We start from the raw sequence: 18,916 nt of genomic DNA, 5'->3' as shown, positions 1-18,916 counted from the left end.
TCATCAATCAAAATTGGTATTTAGACCTTATCCCTAACACACACTACTGATAAAATTTTTCTTCAAATCTTTCAATTTCTTCATAAATCTTATCTAATCTTCTAAAAAGAACCGGATTATTGTTCCCTGTTATTTTTGTCAAAAAATCGGACATATAAGTATTCAACTCCATAATACCTTCTTTTACGATTGAAACTGCTTGTAAAGATGTCATAATACTCTTTTCGTCACCAGTCGTATCATCATTGCAAATAATATCCTGAATTTGTAGAAGGAAGATTGAGCGCTGCATTCCTTGATATAGATACTCATAAACCCATTCTGTTTGATGTAACGTTTGATAATGCCCTTTATGCCCACCTACTTCACATATCGCTGCAAATAGTAAGTTCTCATATATTTTCTCAAAGGGCTGCTTCCAACCAATCAAAGGAATACCAAGCATTTCCTCAAATTGATTTTCAACTGAATCTTCTATTAGGGCGCATTTCTTATAAATATCTAAGCACCAATCCGTTTGTATAGAATAATTTTGTGGAAAATTAATTATGTTCGAATCCATATAGAACCACACCTCACATCGGCTTAAGAATAGTAAAATTATTATTACCTTTATTATGGACTCTAAGCTTATAAATAAATATCGATATCCACAAAAAACAAAAAAGGAATGCTATATAAATTGATAAAATCAATTTATATAGCACTCCCTTTTATTATTTAAGCTAACACTTTAGGCTCTATCTCATAATCCTTCATCATCATTTCATAATGAGATTTATGTCCTAAATTAATAAAAATATTCTTAAATACTTCAAAGTATTTTTCAGTAACTTCCTGACTATCCTCAACAAATAAGTCTTCACTAATATGATGAGATCCATCATTTATCCAAGAAAATAAAGAGCGACAAGCATATCTTTCCTCTTCTACAAATTTTTCAATCTCCTCTTCAACGTTAACACTGCCAAAAAATTTAAAGTAATTTTCAATTATTCTACGCATAATATTTTGAATTGTTGTCGAATTTTCAGGACCTATAACCTTTAATTCTTTCCAAAGTAATTCGTAGGATGTCTTTATAGGATTTTCATCATACTGCTGAATATAAGATCTATTATTTGTTTTTCTAACAATCCAAAAAGTTTCATCGCTTAATTTTTGATTCCCTTTTCCTTTATTAAATGAAACTTCTTTATGAAAATAAACATTATGAGTTAATATAAACAGTTGCTTGACACTAGAACTATTCGTTCGTACTTCACTAATCAATTGTCTAATTAAACTGCTCACAATAAACAAGACATTACTATCTAAACTTGATATAGGATCATCAATCACAACAACTTTACTGGAGGTAATTTGCTCTTTGCTCTCACTACCCTTAATGAGTTGATAAAAGTATAAAAAGGTAATAAAGGTCTTTTCTCCCTCACTCAAAGTGCCCTTAACATCCTCACCATTCTCTCTTATTATTTTATAATTTCCTTGTTCCTCAGCTTCTGCTAGCTCAAAATTGGTAAATCCAAAGGATTTCAGCACTCTGTTTATTTCGCCTATAGAATATTGAATATTTGTTATTTGCTCTTGATAACCTAATATCTGCTTTTTCAGTTCCTCTTTGTACGCTTTCTTTTGTTGAATGCTTTTCCCCATTCCATCAATCGCTCTTTTTAGCTCCGTATTTTTACTTTCATAAAACATATAATTAGCTTTGTTCTCTTCTGAAACATAGTACCACATATCTCTAATCAACTTAGACTTTTCTTCTTGTATATTATCTATAAGAGCATTAAATTTTTTAATTTCTTGGTTAGCCTTTTCAATCTCGGCATTTACTTCTTGAATATACCCTACTAATGATTCGATCATTATTATTTGACTCGGCTCTTTCTTTTTTTGATTCATTAATAATTGATTCTCTTTATATTTAGTTTTTAAAGCATCTAAAATATAACTAACTCTTTCTAAATTAAGGTAAGGGCCTTCCTCTTCTTTTAACTCTTCAACTCTCTCTAAGAGTTCCTCTACACCTTGTTGATATTGATGAGCCGCTAAATCCAATTCTTGTAAATGAGTTGTATACGTTTCATCAAAATATTCATTTATTTGCTCAATAAATTTTCCTGGCAATTCCTGCTGACAAAATGGACAACTTCCATTTGTCTGTCTCATATGTATGTGTCCTTGTTTTACCCAATCACTGATATTTAAACTTGATATTAAAGCTGCAATATCAACATCCTCTTTACCAATAATTTTAGCTTGAAATATACTATTTTTTTCAATACTCTCATCAAAAAGAATATATGGATATTCCTTTATTTTTTCTTGCGGTCCATTAAAAACTGACTCTTTTCTTTTGACTATTTCTTCTAATGGCTTTAATTCACCCTGTTTCCCAACTTCTGATAAACATTTACCCATAAATCTGTCTTTCGAATTGCGAAAACCATCAAATGCTTCCTTAAACTCTAAATCATATTTAATTTTCAACTTCCAACAATTCTCTTTAAATTGCTGCTTTAATTCTTGTTGTTGAGATAACTTTTTCTCTAAACCTTCTTGTATTTTGAAAATATTATCGCTATTTTTTCCAATCTCACTCAAACATTGATCAATTAATTCTGTTAACTCTGTTGACTCTTTTCCTAAGGTGAAAATCCCTTTAATATCACTATGTAAACGAAAGTTTTCCTCTACGAAGTTCCGATTATATACAACCGTTTTTATTTCATTAGAATTCCAAGCTATTTCACAATTAGGATACCTTCCTACATCACGTACAATTTCTGAAATAGTGGTTTTTCCAGAACCATTGCTCCCATATATGTAGTTAATTTTTTTTAATGCTTCAAGTTGTGCTCCCGCTTCATCATATGTTGCAATACCCTTAATTTTAATATTGTGTATCATCTTAATCCCCTCAATAATAAAATATAATATTTTTTCCATATATTATAACATTAAGTTCATTTAATCCTAAAGTAAATTTAATAAAATAAGTATGTCTTTAAACACAAGGAACTCAAATTACACGAGGAAAAACAATTATTCCCCAATAAATCTTGGGGGATAATTGTTATAAATATTGTTAAAACAATCATAAGATAAATTCCCCAATGATTTTTAGGTATATAAACAAGTTATGAAGATATCGGACTTGCTAGCCCGCAAGCCGGACCGCGTACACTAGCAGCTATAGAATCCGCTGAACGAGTTGGATTCCCGGAGGCACGCATACCACTTGCAAATGCTGTTATCGAGCTTTGCCTATCACCAAAATCAAACTCAGCTTATAAAGCACTTGATGCTGCATTACACGATTTACGTAACGGTCAAACAGGCGACATTCCAAGTCATTTAAAAGACAGTCATTACAAAGGCGCAGAATCACTTGGAAGAGGCATTGGATACTTATATCCACATGACCATCCAAATGGCTGGGTACAACAACAATACTTACCTGATAAAATAAAAAACAAACAATATTATAAACCGAAAACGACAGGGAAATTTGAGCAAGTACTTTCTACTGTATATGAAAGATTACAAAGTTCGAATAAAACGAAAAATAAAGGGTAACCTAAGCGAAAACGTCACCATTATGGAGGCTTCGCTTATGAAAACACGTCAAGATGCATGGACAAAAGAAGACGATCTCCTTTTAGCAGAAACTGTTTTACGACATATTCGCAGCGGTAGCACACAAATAAAGGCATTCGATGAAGTCGGCGATACATTGAACCGCACTTCCGCAGCTTGCGGATTTAGATGGAATGCTGAAGTAAGACCGAATTACGAAGATGCGGTGCAACTTGCAAAAAAACAACGGAAAGAATTAAAACGCTCTGAAGCTAAAATAGAAAAAGAGCATTTCACGAAAACGAAACAACTCGTAATCGATGCCGAGTTTTCAGAAGATATTACGCCAAGTAAACAGGATCTTACCATGCAAAGTGTCATTTCATTTTTACAAAACTTGGAGCACAATAATCCTTCACTCGCAAAGTTACAAACTGAAAATGACGTATTACAAGCTCAGCTCACTTCCCTGCAAAAAACAAATCATGAACTTGAAGCAAAATTAGCGGTCCTCTCAAAAAAACAACAAGCAATCGAAGAAGATTACGCCATGCTTGTTAGAATTATGGACCGTGCTCGAAAACTCGTTTCAGTTGAAGAACAAGAAGAACAGATCGCTCCAATTTTCAAGACAGATCAAAATGGAAATTTAGATATTATTTATTCTGCAGAAAATTAAAAACAGGGATGTCACTTTTTTGACTAAGTGACATCCCTGTTTGTTTCTTCTGTGAATGATATATTGGTAAATGAAATTATATCGACGATTTTTCAAATATATCTATCGTAACTTACAATATATCAACGATTTTTTTAATTATATCAACGATTCGACAAGAGATATCGATTTACCAACAAATATTGACAAAACAAGTCGATTTGTTACAAAAGGAAATTTACGGAGTTAATTGGATATATTTAACTTAAATATTACTATAAACATATACGATTGAAAGGAGCTGATTGCCATTTCATTAGTAGTTTTCAAAATAACACTCGGTGTTCTCGTCCTAACATTAGGATTTTTTACCATTCAAAGTTTAAAAAAGACTTCCGCCTATAAGTCGGATAAATACGATTATTCTTTATTAGGATTACTTACATTCGAATTATTAGTATTGCAAATATCTGCAATTCTTTAAAACATAATAGAAAAAGCATATATCCTAGACGGATATATGCTTTCTTCTTATTCTTGCCCTACACGCTTCACTTCAACATTTTTAATACGTTCACGTACAACGTGACTTGCCATAATTAGGCCTGCCACAGATGGTACGAATGCATTTGATGAAGGTGGTAATTTCGCTTTACGGATTTTTGCATTTTCGTCTGGTACGATTTCTTTACGTACTTCTTCACGAATTACGATTGGGTTTTCGTCAGAGAAGACAACTTTTACACCTTTTTTAATACCATCTTTACGAAGCTTCGTACGAATTACTTTCGCAATTGGATCTGTATGTGTTTTAGAGATGTCCGCAATACGGAAACGAGTTGGGTCCATTTTATTTGCTGCACCCATGCATGAGATAATTTTAATTTTTCGACGTAAGCACTGTTTAATTAAATGAATTTTGAACGTAATCGTATCAGATGCATCTACTACGAAATCCAATCCATGTTTGAAGAACTCTTCATATGTTTCATCAGTATAAAACATTTCTAGTCCAATTACTTCACACTCTGGATTAATGTCTGCGATACGCTCTTTCATTAATTCTACTTTTGAACGTCCTACAGTAGATACTAACGCGTGAATTTGACGGTTTACGTTTGTAATATCTACAACGTCTTTATCGACTAATACGAGACGTCCTACGCCAGAACGTGCTAACGCCTCTGCCGAAAATGACCCTACGCCGCCAATTCCTAAAATACCGACTGTACTATTTTTTAATATTTCAAGTCCTTCTTTACCGAAGGCTAATTCATTACGTGAAAATTGATGTAACATTCAGCTCTACACTCCTATTACAAAAATGGTCTATCATGTATTCTAGCGTTTTTCCGACTATTTGTATAGAAAAAGTTATAGAATTCCTAAAAATACATATTTCGAGAATAAAAACATAGTGTAAACCGGCTTTTATTTCCCCCTAAATATACGTTTAAAAAGGAGGATTCAGAGGGCCGAGCAGATCGAGGCGCTGAAGCCAGGAGGAGCGCAGTGTAGCTTTACTACTCGAGCACCGGACTGGCGAAGCAACGACGAGATGCGACTGCCCTCTGAACCGGATTTTTTAAACTTCCTCTCAAAAAAAGTCTAGACGGCTATAGTATAACCATCTAGACTTTATTCTTACTTCTCTTCTTTTAAGCTTAATTGTAAGTTTAACTCTTCAAGCTGTGCTTCTGCAACTGGGCTTGGAGCTTCTGTTAATAAGCAGCTTGCGCTTGCTGTTTTCGGGAATGCAATTGTATCACGAAGGTTCGTACGGCCTGCAAGTAACATAACAAGACGGTCTAAACCTAATGCGATACCACCGTGTGGTGGAGTACCGTATTCGAATGCTTCTAATAAGAATCCGAATTGCTCTTGTGCTTCTTCTTGTGAGAATCCAAGTGCTTTGAACATTTTTTCTTGTACGTCACGCTCGTAAATACGAAGTGATCCACCACCAAGCTCATAACCATTTAATACAAGGTCATATGCTTGTGCACGTGCTTTTTCTGGTGCCGTTTCTAATAACTCAACATCTTCACGGAATGGCATTGTGAATGGGTGGTGAGCTGCGAAGTAACGATCTGCATCTTCATCGTACTCAAGAAGTGGCCAATCCGTTACCCATAGGAAGTTAAATTTACTTTCGTCAATTAACTCAAGCTCTTTACCTAGACGTAAACGAAGTGCACCTAAGCTATCTGCGACAACGCTCTTCTTATCTGCTACGAATAGTAATAAGTCGCCAGCAGTAGCTTCTAATGTAGCCATTAACGCGTTTGCTTCTTCTTCACCGAAGAATTTCGCAATCGGTCCTTTTAAGCCGTCCTCTTCCACTTTAAGCCAAGCTAGGCCTTTTGCACCGTATACTTTTACGAATTCAGTTAATGCATCGATATCTTTACGAGAGTATTTGCTCGCAGCACCTTTTGCATTAATTGCTTTTACTTGTCCGCCGCTTTCTACAGCACTTGTAAATACTTTAAAACCACAACCTACTGCGAATTCAGATAAGTCTGTTAGTTCCATTTCAAAGCGTGTATCTGGCTTATCAGAACCGTAACGAGCCATTGCATCAGCATATTTCATACGAGGGAATGGTGCACTCACTTCTACACCTTTTGCATCCTTCATAACTTTCGTCATCATGCGCTCCATCATATCTAAAATTTCATCTTGTGTTAAGAATGAAGCTTCGATATCGATTTGCGTGAATTCTGGTTGACGGTCTGCACGTAAATCTTCGTCACGGAAACAACGTGCTACTTGATAGTAACGCTCAAATCCGCCGACCATAAGCAGCTGTTTAAATAATTGTGGAGACTGTGGTAACGCATAGAATTCACCATCATGTACACGGCTTGGTACTAAATAGTCACGAGCTCCTTCTGGTGTACTCTTCGTTAAAATTGGTGTTTCCACTTCTAAGAACTCTTCTGTGTCTAAGAAGTTACGAATTGTTTTCGTTACGTCGTGACGCATTTTGAATGTGTTAAACATTGCAGGACGACGTAAGTCTAAATAACGATATTTTAAACGCACATCTTCTGATGCATCTGTATCATCAGCAATAATGATTGGCGTTGTTTTTGCTGCATTTAATACGTTTACTTTCGTTGCTTGTACTTCAATACGACCCGTTGCCATATTGTCATTAATTGCGCCTTCACCACGCTCAACAACTGTACCTTCTACGTGCAATACGTATTCACTACGAATAGTTTCTGCTATTTCTAACGCTTCTTTTGATGTTTCTGGGTTAAATACAACTTGCACGATACCTGTACGGTCACGTAAGTCGATAAAGATTAATCCACCTAAATCACGGCGTTTTTGTACCCAACCTTTTAATTGAACTGTTTGTCCAACCGCTTCTACTGTTACTTTTCCACATGCATGTGTTCTTTCAGCCACTGTAAGTTCCCCCTATATTAATTTCTCTGCTACGTATGAAGCAAATACATCTAATGCTACTTCTTCTTGTTCGCCTGTTGCCATATCTTTCAAGTTAATGATGCCTTTATCTAGCTCATCTTCCCCTAATACAGCTACAAATTTCGCCTTTAGACGATCTGCTGATTTAAATTGTGCTTTCATTTTACGGTCTAAATAATCTTTTTCAACTGATAATCCAGCTTTACGAAGATCAAACGCAACTTTCGCAGCATGGTCTTTCGCTTTTTCACCAAGCGCTACAACATAACAATCAATACTATGTTCAATTGGTAATTCTATGTTTTCAGCTTTTAGCGCCATAATTAAACGTTCGATACTCATCGCAAAACCGATACCTGGCATTTCTGGCCCACCAATTTCTTGTACAAGCCCGTTATAACGGCCACCGCCGCTTAATGTAGTGATAGCACCGAAACCTTCTGCCTCACTCATAATTTCAAAAACAGTGTGTTGATAGTAGTCTAAACCACGTACTAAGTTCGGATCTTTTTCAAACGGAACATCCATCATCGTTAATAGTTCTTGAACTTTGTCGTAGTATACTGCTGAATCTTCATTTAAGTATTCTGTAATAGATGGTGCTGTTCCCATTAATTCATGGTTACGGTCCTTCTTACAATCTAAAATACGAAGAGGGTTCTTTTCTAAACGAGATTGACAGTCAGAACAGAACTCACCGATACGTGGCTCAAAGTGTGCGATTAACGCATCACGGTGCGCTTGACGGCTCGCCGCATCACCTAAGCTGTTTAATACAACTTTAATATTTTTTAAACCCATGCCGCGATAAAACTCTACAGCAAGTGCAATTACTTCTGCATCAATTGCAGGATCGTTACTACCGATTGCTTCAATACCAAATTGTACGAATTGACGATAGCGACCTGCTTGTGGTCTTTCGTAACGGAACATTTGACCGATATAGTATAATTTCGTTGGTTGTGTTGCATCACCGAACATTTTGTTTTCAACGTAAGAACGTACAACAGGTGCAGTACCTTCTGGACGTAATGTTAAACTGCGCTCTCCACGATCTTGGAATGAGTACATTTCTTTTTGTACGATATCTGTCGTATCACCAACACCACGTAAAAATAGCTCAGTGTGTTCAAAAATTGGTGTACGAATTTCTTTATAGTTGTAACGACGGCAAATTTCGCGTGCTTGCCCTTCGATATACTGCCATAACTCAACGCTACCTGGAAGAATATCTTGCGTTCCGCGTGGGATTTGAATAGACATATTCAGTTCCTCCTCAAATTGTTTTAATCTTAATAAAAATAAAAAAACTCCCGCCTCTACTGTTTGAACAGTAGGGACGAGAGTATTATACCCGTGGTGCCACCCTAATTGAAGCACGTATGCTTCCACTTTTTTAATAACGCTTAAATGTGCGTTCATCCCTACTAAGCATATATGCCGTTCAAGTTGAAACCTCTAGAGTGTCATTCAATCAGTCATCATGCAGAAATGTTTTCAGCCTAAGACATTTCTTCTCTTTCCATGTGTATCTCATTTACTCTTCTCTATCAACGGTTATATTCATATGTAAATATAAAATTACTATACGTTTGTTGAGTAGGATTGTCAAGTACTCTAAGAGCGTTCAATCTGCTTCTTTAGACGCTTTACATCTTGAAGAGAAATCCCAAACTCAGAAGCAAGCTCCATTGAAGTATTGTTTTGCTCTTTTGAAATAAAATCATGAAAATTTACGTTAAACAGTTGATTTGCACCATTTGTAACAGAATGCCCTTTTTCATTCATACGCATACGTATATCCCTCACATTCAATATAGATGTTTTACTTTTTATTGTTCCATATTGATGAAAGAGTTATACATAACTGAAACAGCTATTGATTCCAAATAAAGTGAAACTTTAATTAATAGGGTTTTGTCCATTGCCACTCATTATTATCCCTCACTAATCAGGCTTTTACGGGCAGTTGATCTCCCACAAATAGCGAGATAAATGAACAAAACATACAACAATGTATAAAAAAGAGAGGATTATGTAATCCCCTCTTCTTAAGCAATACTATTTACTATCCACAATTAAGGTCACCGGACCATCATTGATTAAAGAAACATCCATCATTGCTCCGAACTTCCCTGTTTCTACATGCAATCCTTGCTTACGAACTTCCTCATTAAAGAAATCATATAAACGCTCTGCATAATCAGGTTTGGCAGCATCCATAAAGTTGGGACGTCTTCCCTTGCGGCAATCTCCGTATAATGTGAATTGCGAAATTGATAGAACTTGTCCTTCTACATCAAGTACAGAATGGTTCATCTTTCCACTCTCATCTTCAAAAATACGTAAGTTCGCAATTTTTTCTGCAATGTAAGTTGCATCTTTTTCTGTATCTTCATGCGTAATGCCAACTAGTAATGTTAAACCGAACGGAATTTGCCCTACGATCTCACCGTCTACTGTGACAGACGCTTCTTTTGATCGTTGTAAAACAACTCTCATCTTTTCTACACTCCCTATTAATGCATCATGCGTCGTACTGCATAAATTTCTGGAACACGTTTAATGCGTTCTACTACTTTTTTCAAGTGCTGTAAGTTACGAATAGAGATTGACATATTAATTGTCGCCATCTTATTACGGTCACTTCTACCAGAAACTGCCGAAATATACGTTTTCGTCTCTGTAACAGCTTGTAATACTTCATTTAATAAGCCACGGCGATCGTAACCTGAAATTTCAATATCAACGTTATACTCAATTTCTTTTTCAGGACTACCTTCCCACTCTACTTCCAATAAACGTTCTATAGCTTCTTCTGTATGAACATTTACACAATCACGGCGGTGAATCGATACACCTCGGCCTTTCGTAATATACCCAACGATATCATCACCTGGAACCGGGTTACAGCATTTTGATAAACGAATTAATAAATTATCCGCACCACTTACTTTAACGCCAGAATCCCATTTTCGAATTTTCATTGGTTTACGAACTTCTTTAACTTCAACGATTTCTTCTTCTTCACGTTGCTTACGGAATTTGTCCGTTAGTCGCGTAACAATTTGCGACGCTGTAATCCCGCTATATCCAACTGCTGCAAACATATCTTCTTCATTTGCAAAGTTGAATTTTTCAGCAACACGTTTTAAATTGTCAGGAGCTAACACTTCTTTCATCTCATACTCTAGGCTACGCACTTCTTTCTCAACAAGTTCACGGCCTTTTTCAATATTTTCATCTCTACGTTGCTTCTTAAAGAATTGACGTATTTTGTTTTTTGCATGAGATGTTTGAGCAAGTTTCACCCAGTCTTGACTTGGCCCATACGAATGTTTCGATGTTAAAATTTCAATGATGTCACCAGTTTTTAATTTATAATCAAGCGTCACCATTTTCCCGTTTACTTTTGCACCAATTGTTTTATTTCCAATCTCTGAATGCACGCGATACGAAAAGTCAATCGGAACAGATCCAAGTGGCAATTCCATTACGTCGCCTTTCGGTGTAAAGACGAATACCATGTCAGAGAATAAATCAATTTTTAATGACTCCATAAACTCTTCTGCATTAGAAGCTTCATTTTGCCATTCTAATATTTGACGGAACCATGTAAGTTTCTTCTCTAATGTACCTGTTGTTTCTGCTGTTTTTCCTTCTTTATACGCCCAGTGCGCCGCGATCCCGAATTCTGCAATCTCATGCATTTCTTTCGTACGAATTTGCACTTCAAGCGGATCACCTTTCGGCCCAATTACAGTCGTATGAAGAGATTGATATAGATTTGCTTTCGGCATCGCAATATAATCTTTAAAACGACCTGGCATCGGCTTCCAGCACGTATGAATAATTCCAAGTACTGCATAACAATCTTTAATACTATTTACAACGACACGTACAGCTAATAAATCGTAAATTTCATTGAACTGTTTATTTTGCAGTGCCATTTTACGATAAATACTGTAAATATGCTTTGGTCTTCCAGAAATCTCAGGTTGAATTGCAACTTCTTTTAATTTCTCACGAATACCAGTCATTACTTCGTCTAAATATTCTTCACGCTCTGCACGTTTACGCTTCATTAAATTTACAATACGATAGTACTGCTGTGGATTTAAATAGCGAAGTGACGTATCCTCTAGCTCCCATTTAATAGTACTAATTCCGAGTCTATGTGCTAAAGGTGCAAAGATTTCTAACGTTTCATTTGCAATGCGACGCTGCTTCTCTTGAGGCAAATGTTTCAATGTACGCATGTTATGAAGACGATCAGCTAGTTTAATTAAAATAACTCGAATATCTTGAGCCATTGCGATAAACATTTTGCGATGGTTTTCTGCTTGTTGTTGCTCATGAGATTTATATTTAATCTTTCCGAGCTTTGTTACACCATCGACAAGCATAGCAATTTCTTTATTAAATTCCCGTTCAATATCTTCTAATGTAATTTCAGTATCTTCCACTACATCATGTAAGAAACCTGCTGATACTGTAGCTGGATCCATGTGTAAATCAACTAAAATACCTGCAACTTGAATTGGATGAATAATGTACGGTTCACCCGATTTTCTGTATTGTTCGCTATGCGCATCACGTGCATATTCATAGGCACGTGCCACTAGCTCAATATCTTCATCTGCTAAATATTGACTTGCTTTCTCGAGTACCTGTTCAGCTGTTAGTACCTGCTCATTTGCCATCGAATCACCTTTTATTGAAAATTGACTTTATCTTAATTAAGTAGAATAAATTATATTCTATCATTATAACCTAATGATTGTGAATTGTGAAAAGGAAAAGATTTTACTGACATTTCACCTTATTTTTTTGTGCAATTATACAAAAGTACCCGCTCCTCTCCAAGAGATTCACGGGTACTTCTTATCACCGTAGTTTTACCTATATAGTGATTAGTATTTTTCTAATACTAATACATCGTAACCATCTAACATTTTACGACCATCTAAGTAAGTAAGCTCTACTAAGAATGCAATTCCTGCTACAACTCCGCCAAGTTCTTCAACTAGCTTAATTGTCGCTTCAATTGTTCCACCTGTAGCTAATAGATCATCTGTAATCAATACGCGTTGACCTGGCTTAATTGCATCTTTATGGATTGTTAAAACATCTTTACCATATTCTTTACCGTAGTCAACTGTAATTACTTCACGTGGTAATTTTCCTAATTTACGAACTGGTGCAAAACCTACTTCTAACGCATAAGAAACTGGGCAACCGATAATAAAGCCACGTGCTTCTGGCCCTACTACAACGTCAATGTCTCTTTTCTTTGCATACTCAACGATTGCATCTGTTGCTGCTTTGTATGCTTTACCGTCGTTCATTAACGGTGTAATGTCTTTAAATACAATACCTTCTTTTGGATAATCCGGTACAATTGCGATATGTTGCTTGAAATCCATATTTCTGAATCCTCCTCAGATCTAAAAGGTTTGTAAATACAAATCCTTTACCCTAACTGTTCTACTTCTTTATGATTACGAATCGTTTCAAACCATGTATATAGTTGCTGATATGTGCTATAAACCAATTCTTTTTCTAATTGTAAGTGGTTCATTTTCTCACGATATGTGTTCGATTCAATTAAATCACGCTTTTGTTTTTTGTCTGCCATAAAAATGACGCCATCTTTTATTGTAACAAATTCTAACTCAAAAAACACCTGTGTCATGAAATTTACTGTATCTTTTGACCAACCTTTATGTCGACATAGTTGTTCTCCATATTGTCTTAAAGAAAATGGTGCTTTTTGGCTCAAGAACGAATAGTACCATTTAAAATGTTCCCTCGTTGGAACAGTACTAAATAAATGATTATTCTCTTGATAAAATAGCGTATAAATTCGCGACGGGAACCCAACTTTAAATAAATCTCTTAATTCATCTGTTCCTTTTGGCAAATCAAGTAACACGATGTATTGATCGTCTAAATGAGTCACTTCTGATGCATGCATCATATGCTCTTTATAGTCTTCTAAAGAAAATTTATTCAATACCTCTTCAGAAAAATACACCATCGTTATTTTTTCTTTCGGAAGTTCTGCTACATTCGCTTCTACGTTACGCATACTACGCCAATCAAATAATTGCCACGCCTCTACAGCAATATCTTGTACCATTAATTGCGGCTTCTTAAAATTATTCCATTCATTGATAGATGCTTCCCCTATTACAGATACCTTTGCAACTGGAGAAATTTCTTTCGCATACGCACCAAATCCAAATCCGATTGTATCCAATGTCGCTTGTCCATCGCGAAGAGCCATTTTCAAATGTGAACCGTCTGATCCGATTGCACGAATACTTTCTAGCTCTGCATCCTTCACTGCAATACGCGGTTTTGGATTTCCAACACCAAATGGCGCTAACTTTTGCATGTCTTCAATTGCTGCCAGTGTTACATCCTCCACTTTACAAAAGACATCAACAGCTGTAATTGGAATAAAATCTTCTTCTGTTAAAATTACCTCTGCTTGTTCATTTAAGCGGCGGCGCAATTCATCTACATCATTCATATGTAGCGTCATTCCCGCTGCCATCGGATGCCCTCCGAAGTGTGGCAATAACTCTCTACAATCTGACAAGTTTGCAAACAAATCAAATCCTGCAATACTACGTGCTGAACCTTTTGCTGTTTCTTTTACAGGATCAATGCATAATACAATCGTTGGACGATAAAAACGTTCAACTAATTTAGATGCGACAATTCCAATTACACCTGGATTCCAGCCTTCTTTTGCCAGTACTAGTACTTTATTGTCTTCTGGCGGGAAATTATTTTCCACTTCAGCGATAGCTTCTTCTGTAATTTGCTTTACAATATCCTTTCGCAGTTTGTTCAGCTCATCAATTTCTTCAGCTAGCTCTTTCGCTTCTTCTGGATCATCTGATAATAAAAGATGTACAGCCGGCGTAGCATCTTCTAAACGGCCAACTGCATTAATACGCGGCGCGAGTGAGAATCCAATGCTCTCTTCTGTAATTTCACTTTGCGAAACGTTAGCAACTTTAAATAGCGCCTTTAGCCCGATATTTTTCGTCATGCGCATATGCTTTAAACCGCGCTTCACTAGCAATCTATTCTCACCATGAAGTGACACTAAATCGGCTACTGTACCAATTACTGCAATTTCTAATAAATTTTCTGGTACACGGCCTAGTAGTGCATGTGCAACTTTAAATGCAACACCTACACCAGCTAAATAGTGAAACGGATATACACCGCCATCTAATTTCGGATGAATAATCGCAAGTGCTTCTGGCAATTCTGGTGGTGGCTCATGGTGATCTGTAATAATAAGATCTATTCCAAGCTCCTTCGCTACCTTCGCTTCATGTACTGCTGCGATACCAGTATCGACAGTAATAATTAGGGAGAACCCCGCGCTATGCGCCCAACGAAATGCTTCTTCGTTTGGTCCATAACCTTCTGTGAAACGGTTTGGGATATAAAATTCTACATTTGCACCTAATTCTTGCAAAGCAAGATATAACACAGTCGTACTACTTACTCCGTCCGCATCGTAGTCACCAAATATTAATATTTGCTCTCCATTTTGAATCGCCTTATTTACACGTTCTACCGTTCTATCCATTCCTTCTAATAAAAATGGATCATGAAATTCTTGATTTTCTGTATTTAAAAAATCTAAAATCTTATCTTCTGTATCTAGTCCTCTACCGAGGAATAACGAAACGACAAGTGGTGATAATTTTAATTTACTTGCTAATTCACTCACTCGCTCGTCATTATATTCTTTTTCTTTCCAACGCGTTTTCGGTTGTAACACGAAATCACCCCTTAACCTGTTCATTATACAAGACAGATTAAGGGGTGACAATATAATGCAAACTACGATGCAATATCTATATACTAAAATGTTAATAATGTTTAATTTGGAGAATACGGATTTATATGTACAAACACATTTTGTACGTTATCTTGTTCCATAAGCGTTTCTTTCACATGCTTTCCAATGCGGTGCCCTTCTTCTACAGTAATGTATGGATCTACAGAAACTTTAATATCGACAATAACGTAATGACCATGCTCCCTTGCATATAAAGAACCGATTTTTTTCACACCGTCTATTTGAAGTACTGCTTCTCTAAGCGGAACAACATCTTCCTCATGAAGAACATGATCAAGCGTTGCATGAATTGCTTCTGCTCCAATACTCCATGCCATTTTTGCAACAAGAAGTGAAACAAATAATCCTGCAATTGGATCGGCATATACAAGCCAATCTAACCCGAACTTACCACCCATAATTGCTGCACAAATACCGATTAAAGCTGCAATTGAAGAAAATACATCCGAACGATGTTCATATGCATTTGCAATAATTGCATCACTATTTACCCTCTTCCCTAATCGGAATTTATATTGAAACATTCCTTCTTTCACGATAATTGAAAGAACAACAGCAAAAATCGTAATTCCCTTCGGTGGTTCTAGTTCCTGCGAAAAAGCTTTTATAGACGAAATCGCTATCTCGATTCCCACAATAAATAATAATACTGCAACAATAATTGCTGAAATCGATTCCGCTTTACCATGACCGTACGGGTGATCTTCATCGGGCGGTTGCTTTGCTGCTCGCAATCCAAAAAGTACAGCGAGCGAACCAATTACATCTGATGCAGAATGTACGGCATCCGCTAATAGTGCTTTACTGTTCCCAATATAACCAATTACCGCCTTTACAATCGCTAATATAATATTACCAACGATCCCGACAATAGCACCAAACTCGGCCTGTTTAAAACGTTCATCTTTTTCCATAATTAAAATCCCTTCTTTTCTTAACCTATCTTTTTATTGTAGCAAAAACAGCGATAACATCACCACCTTCTTCCATCCTACTTCTGTTAAAAAGTTGCTATCTTATTGTATCCACAAACGAAAAAAGAGATGCCTCATAAAGAGACATCATCTTTTTTATACTTGCGGTTCAGATTCTACTTTCTCAACCTTTTTCTTGTTTTTACCCTTTTTCAAACGACGGTTTTCAAGCATTAACCAAATTTGAGAAGCAACGAAAACAGAAGAGTACGTACCTACAACTAATCCAACAAGTAACGCAAACGAGAAGTTACGTAGTGACTCACTACCGAAGATAAGTAACGCAATTACTGGGAATAACACTGTTAATACGGTGTTAATTGAACGACCAAGCGTTTGGCGAATACTTGCATTTACGATTTCTTCTAAGTCTTTTATATCGCGAACTCGTTTTTTCTGTTTGTATAATTCACGGTTTCTATCAAATGTAACAATTGAGTCATTAATAGAATAACCGATGATTGTTAATACCGCAGCGATAAACGTTAAGTCTACCTCTAATTGGAAAATACTAAATATAACAATCATAACGAACGCATCATGTAATAATGCAAGCACTGCAGATAATGCATACGTAAATCGGAATCGAATACTTACGTATAAAATGATAACCGCAGAAGCAATTAATACTGCGATAAATGCATTTCGTGCAATCTCTTTACCGATTGTCGGTGAAACTGTACTTACGTTTGGATCTGTACCGTATTTATCATGGAAGAATGTTTTTGTTTTCGCAATTTCATCTTTTGATAGAACACCTAAAGTACGAACAGCGAAACCTTTATTGTCATCTCCAGTAGGTACAATATTTTCTTCCTTCACATCAATGTTCAATTCTTTAAAATCTTTATGAACATCTGATACAGTAACTGATTGTTTTGATTGCAAGTCGATACGTGTACCACTCGCAAAATCAATACCAAGATTCAATTTGAAAATTGGTAAAATAATTGCACCTGCAATTACAACTACAATCGAGAAAACAAGGAATTTATGACCGATATTTACGAAATTAATACGATCAAATCTTGTCGGTGGATGTACTACACCTTTTGTTAATGGAATAATATCCTTTTGTTTCACACCAAAGTATGCTGGTTTTTTATCGAAGTAACGGCTCTTTACAAGTAATCCTAGTAAGAAACGAGTACCGAATACGTTCGTAACAAAACCAACTAAAATACTTACGATTAAACTTGTTGCGAATCCTTTTACAGAGCTATTACCATAAACAAATAACACACCAGCCGCTGCAAGTGTTGTAATGTTCGCATCTAGAATTGTTGCTAATGAACGATGGTTACCAGCACGAAATGCTGACATCATTGACTTACCAATTTTCAGCTCTTCTTTCAGTCTCTCGTAAGTAATAATATTCGCATCAACTGCGATACCTACCCCGAGCACTAACGCCGCAATACCTGGCAACGTAAGAACTGCATGCATCCAGTTAAAGACAAGTAATGTAACGAAAATGTATAAGCCTAACATAATAACCGCTACAATTCCTGGTAAACGGTAGAATACAAGCATAAATAAGAAAATAAGAGCGATACCAATCGCACTAGCGAAAATCGTTTGCTCTAACGCTTGTTGACCAAATTTCGCTCCAACTGATGTTGAATACATTTCTTTTAAATCAACAGGAAGTGCGCCTGCATTTAATAAAGATGAAAGTTGTTTCGCACTTTCAACTGTGAAGTTTCCACCTACGATAGATACTTCAGCTTGGTTAAATACTTGTTCTACTGTTGCTGCTGATAAAAACTTCGGATTCGGTTTTGCTGATTCTGCTTTATACGAATCTTTTCCTTCTTCAAAATCAAGCCAAATTACCATTAAATTCGTTGGTGGTGGCATTTTTGAAATCTTTTCTGTTACTCCACGGAATTTTTCAGCGCTTTTTAACGTAAGTCCAACACTTGGACGACCTTTATCATCAAATGTTTGCTTCGCTCCGCCGCCTTTTAAATCCGCCCCATCCATAAGAAGGTTGTCATCTACATCACGGAATGTTAATTTCGCTTGTGTTGATAACATTTCACGTGCTTTTTGCTGATCTTGTACACCAGCAAGCTGTACGCGAATTCGATCTTGTCCTTCGATTTGAATGTTCGGCTCACTTACACCGAGAACATTGACACGATTTTCAAGAGCACCTACTGTACTTACGAGTACGTCTCGATCAATTTTATCACCTTTTTTGGCTGGTTTTACTTCATAAAGAATTTCAAAACCACCGCGAAGGTCTAGTCCTAGACTAATTCCTTTTGCTATGTCTTTTCCTGCCGCACCAATTACTCCACCGATTAATAAAACGATGAGGAAAAAGGCGGCAATTCTCGTACCACGCTTTGCCATATG

Annotated in this window: 13 protein-coding genes, 1 pseudogene and 1 other annotated feature; of the genes and pseudogenes, 2 read left to right on the top strand and 12 right to left on the bottom strand. The window is 36.3% G+C overall.

Annotated elements, in window-relative coordinates:
* Nucleotides 1–43: 43 nt before the first annotated feature.
* Nucleotides 44–562 carry a hypothetical protein gene (locus ACUN0F_RS10950; RefSeq protein WP_445539485.1) on the bottom strand — a complete coding sequence of 173 codons (519 nt, stop codon included), beginning with the start codon at nucleotides 560–562 and terminating at the stop codon, nucleotides 44–46.
* Between the two features lie 158 nt (nucleotides 563–720).
* Entirely contained in the window at nucleotides 721–2,916 is a 2,196-nt protein-coding gene (locus ACUN0F_RS10945) for an AAA family ATPase (protein WP_445539484.1), read from the bottom strand.
* Nucleotides 2,917–3,144: 228 nt separating this feature from the next.
* On the opposite strand from ACUN0F_RS10945, the pseudogene ACUN0F_RS10940 reads away from it, so the two are divergent.
* Nucleotides 3,145–3,585 (top strand): annotated as a pseudogene (locus ACUN0F_RS10940) (AAA family ATPase); the annotation flags it as partial.
* A 37-nt stretch (nucleotides 3,586–3,622) separates the two neighbouring features.
* On the top strand, nucleotides 3,623–4,264 hold the full coding sequence (locus ACUN0F_RS10935; protein ID WP_000857718.1) for an RsfA family transcriptional regulator: 642 nt from the start codon (nucleotides 3,623–3,625) through the stop codon (nucleotides 4,262–4,264).
* A 510-nt stretch (nucleotides 4,265–4,774) separates the two neighbouring features.
* On the opposite strand, the gene ACUN0F_RS10930 is transcribed toward ACUN0F_RS10935, so the two are convergent.
* The 10 genes from ACUN0F_RS10930 to secDF all read right to left on the bottom strand — a co-directional run bounded on the left by ACUN0F_RS10930 (nucleotide 4,775) and on the right by secDF (nucleotide 18,913).
* Nucleotides 4,775–5,542 (bottom strand): tRNA threonylcarbamoyladenosine dehydratase, encoded by a 768-nt coding sequence (locus tag ACUN0F_RS10930; protein ID WP_000903181.1) that lies wholly within the window; start codon nucleotides 5,540–5,542, stop codon nucleotides 4,775–4,777.
* A gap of 345 nt (nucleotides 5,543–5,887) precedes the next feature.
* A complete protein-coding gene (aspS, locus tag ACUN0F_RS10925; protein ID WP_000840882.1) occupies nucleotides 5,888–7,663 on the bottom strand; it encodes an aspartate--tRNA ligase in 1,776 nt (591 codons plus the stop codon).
* 12 nt (nucleotides 7,664–7,675) lie between these two features.
* Nucleotides 7,676–8,947, bottom strand: coding sequence for a histidine--tRNA ligase (gene hisS, locus ACUN0F_RS10920; RefSeq protein WP_000027073.1), 1,272 nt, complete (start codon nucleotides 8,945–8,947; stop codon nucleotides 7,676–7,678).
* A 69-nt stretch (nucleotides 8,948–9,016) separates the two neighbouring features.
* Nucleotides 9,017–9,247, bottom strand: a binding site (T-box leader).
* Nucleotides 9,248–9,301: 54 nt separating this feature from the next.
* Nucleotides 9,302–9,478, bottom strand: coding sequence for a hypothetical protein (locus tag ACUN0F_RS10915; RefSeq protein ID WP_001242605.1), 177 nt, complete (start codon nucleotides 9,476–9,478; stop codon nucleotides 9,302–9,304).
* Nucleotides 9,479–9,745: 267 nt separating this feature from the next.
* Nucleotides 9,746–10,186, bottom strand: a complete 441-nt coding sequence (locus ACUN0F_RS10910) for a D-tyrosyl-tRNA(Tyr) deacylase (protein WP_001266955.1) — start codon at nucleotides 10,184–10,186, stop codon at nucleotides 9,746–9,748.
* A gap of 17 nt (nucleotides 10,187–10,203) precedes the next feature.
* Nucleotides 10,204–12,387: a GTP diphosphokinase gene (relA, locus tag ACUN0F_RS10905; protein WP_001262796.1), complete on the bottom strand. Its 2,184-nt coding sequence runs from the start codon at nucleotides 12,385–12,387 to the stop codon at nucleotides 10,204–10,206.
* A 210-nt stretch (nucleotides 12,388–12,597) separates the two neighbouring features.
* Complete coding sequence (locus tag ACUN0F_RS10900) at nucleotides 12,598–13,110, bottom strand: adenine phosphoribosyltransferase (RefSeq protein WP_000346221.1); 513 nt, start codon at nucleotides 13,108–13,110, stop codon at nucleotides 12,598–12,600.
* Nucleotides 13,111–13,157: 47 nt separating this feature from the next.
* A complete protein-coding gene (gene recJ / locus ACUN0F_RS10895) occupies nucleotides 13,158–15,497 on the bottom strand; it encodes a single-stranded-DNA-specific exonuclease RecJ (RefSeq protein WP_000941222.1) in 2,340 nt (779 codons plus the stop codon).
* A gap of 101 nt (nucleotides 15,498–15,598) precedes the next feature.
* Nucleotides 15,599–16,492 (bottom strand): cation diffusion facilitator family transporter, encoded by an 894-nt coding sequence (locus tag ACUN0F_RS10890; protein WP_000409734.1) that lies wholly within the window; start codon nucleotides 16,490–16,492, stop codon nucleotides 15,599–15,601.
* Nucleotides 16,493–16,648: 156 nt separating this feature from the next.
* Nucleotides 16,649–18,913 (bottom strand): protein translocase subunit SecDF, encoded by a 2,265-nt coding sequence (secDF, locus tag ACUN0F_RS10885; RefSeq protein ID WP_445539483.1) that lies wholly within the window; start codon nucleotides 18,911–18,913, stop codon nucleotides 16,649–16,651.
* Nucleotides 18,914–18,916 lie beyond the last annotated feature (3 nt).

This window comes from Bacillus sp. 1A (assembly GCF_052682215.1).
The sequence above is the reverse complement of the archived record's forward strand: the minus strand, read 5'-3'. Positions and strand labels throughout refer to the sequence as shown.

What these genes read in the sequence shown, in the direction of transcription:
- ACUN0F_RS10950 (WP_445539485.1), bottom strand. Translation starts at nt 562, where the DNA reads ATGGATTCGAACATAATTAATTTTCCACAAAATTATTCTATACAAACG.
- ACUN0F_RS10945 (WP_445539484.1), bottom strand. Translation starts at nt 2,916, where the DNA reads ATGATACACAATATTAAAATTAAGGGTATTGCAACATATGATGAAGCG.
- relA (WP_001262796.1), bottom strand. Translation starts at nt 12,387, where the DNA reads ATGGCAAATGAGCAGGTACTAACAGCTGAACAGGTACTCGAGAAAGCA.
- ACUN0F_RS10915 (WP_001242605.1), bottom strand. Translation starts at nt 9,478, where the DNA reads ATGCGTATGAATGAAAAAGGGCATTCTGTTACAAATGGTGCAAATCAA.
- hisS (WP_000027073.1), bottom strand. Translation starts at nt 8,947, where the DNA reads ATGTCTATTCAAATCCCACGCGGAACGCAAGATATTCTTCCAGGTAGC.
- secDF (WP_445539483.1), bottom strand. Translation starts at nt 18,913, where the DNA reads ATGGCAAAGCGTGGTACGAGAATTGCCGCCTTTTTCCTCATCGTTTTA.
- ACUN0F_RS10890 (WP_000409734.1), bottom strand. Translation starts at nt 16,492, where the DNA reads ATGGAAAAAGATGAACGTTTTAAACAGGCCGAGTTTGGTGCTATTGTC.
- ACUN0F_RS10930 (WP_000903181.1), bottom strand. Translation starts at nt 5,542, where the DNA reads ATGTTACATCAATTTTCACGTAATGAATTAGCCTTCGGTAAAGAAGGA.
- ACUN0F_RS10935 (WP_000857718.1), top strand. Translation starts at nt 3,623, where the DNA reads ATGAAAACACGTCAAGATGCATGGACAAAAGAAGACGATCTCCTTTTA.
- ACUN0F_RS10900 (WP_000346221.1), bottom strand. Translation starts at nt 13,110, where the DNA reads ATGGATTTCAAGCAACATATCGCAATTGTACCGGATTATCCAAAAGAA.
- ACUN0F_RS10910 (WP_001266955.1), bottom strand. Translation starts at nt 10,186, where the DNA reads ATGAGAGTTGTTTTACAACGATCAAAAGAAGCGTCTGTCACAGTAGAC.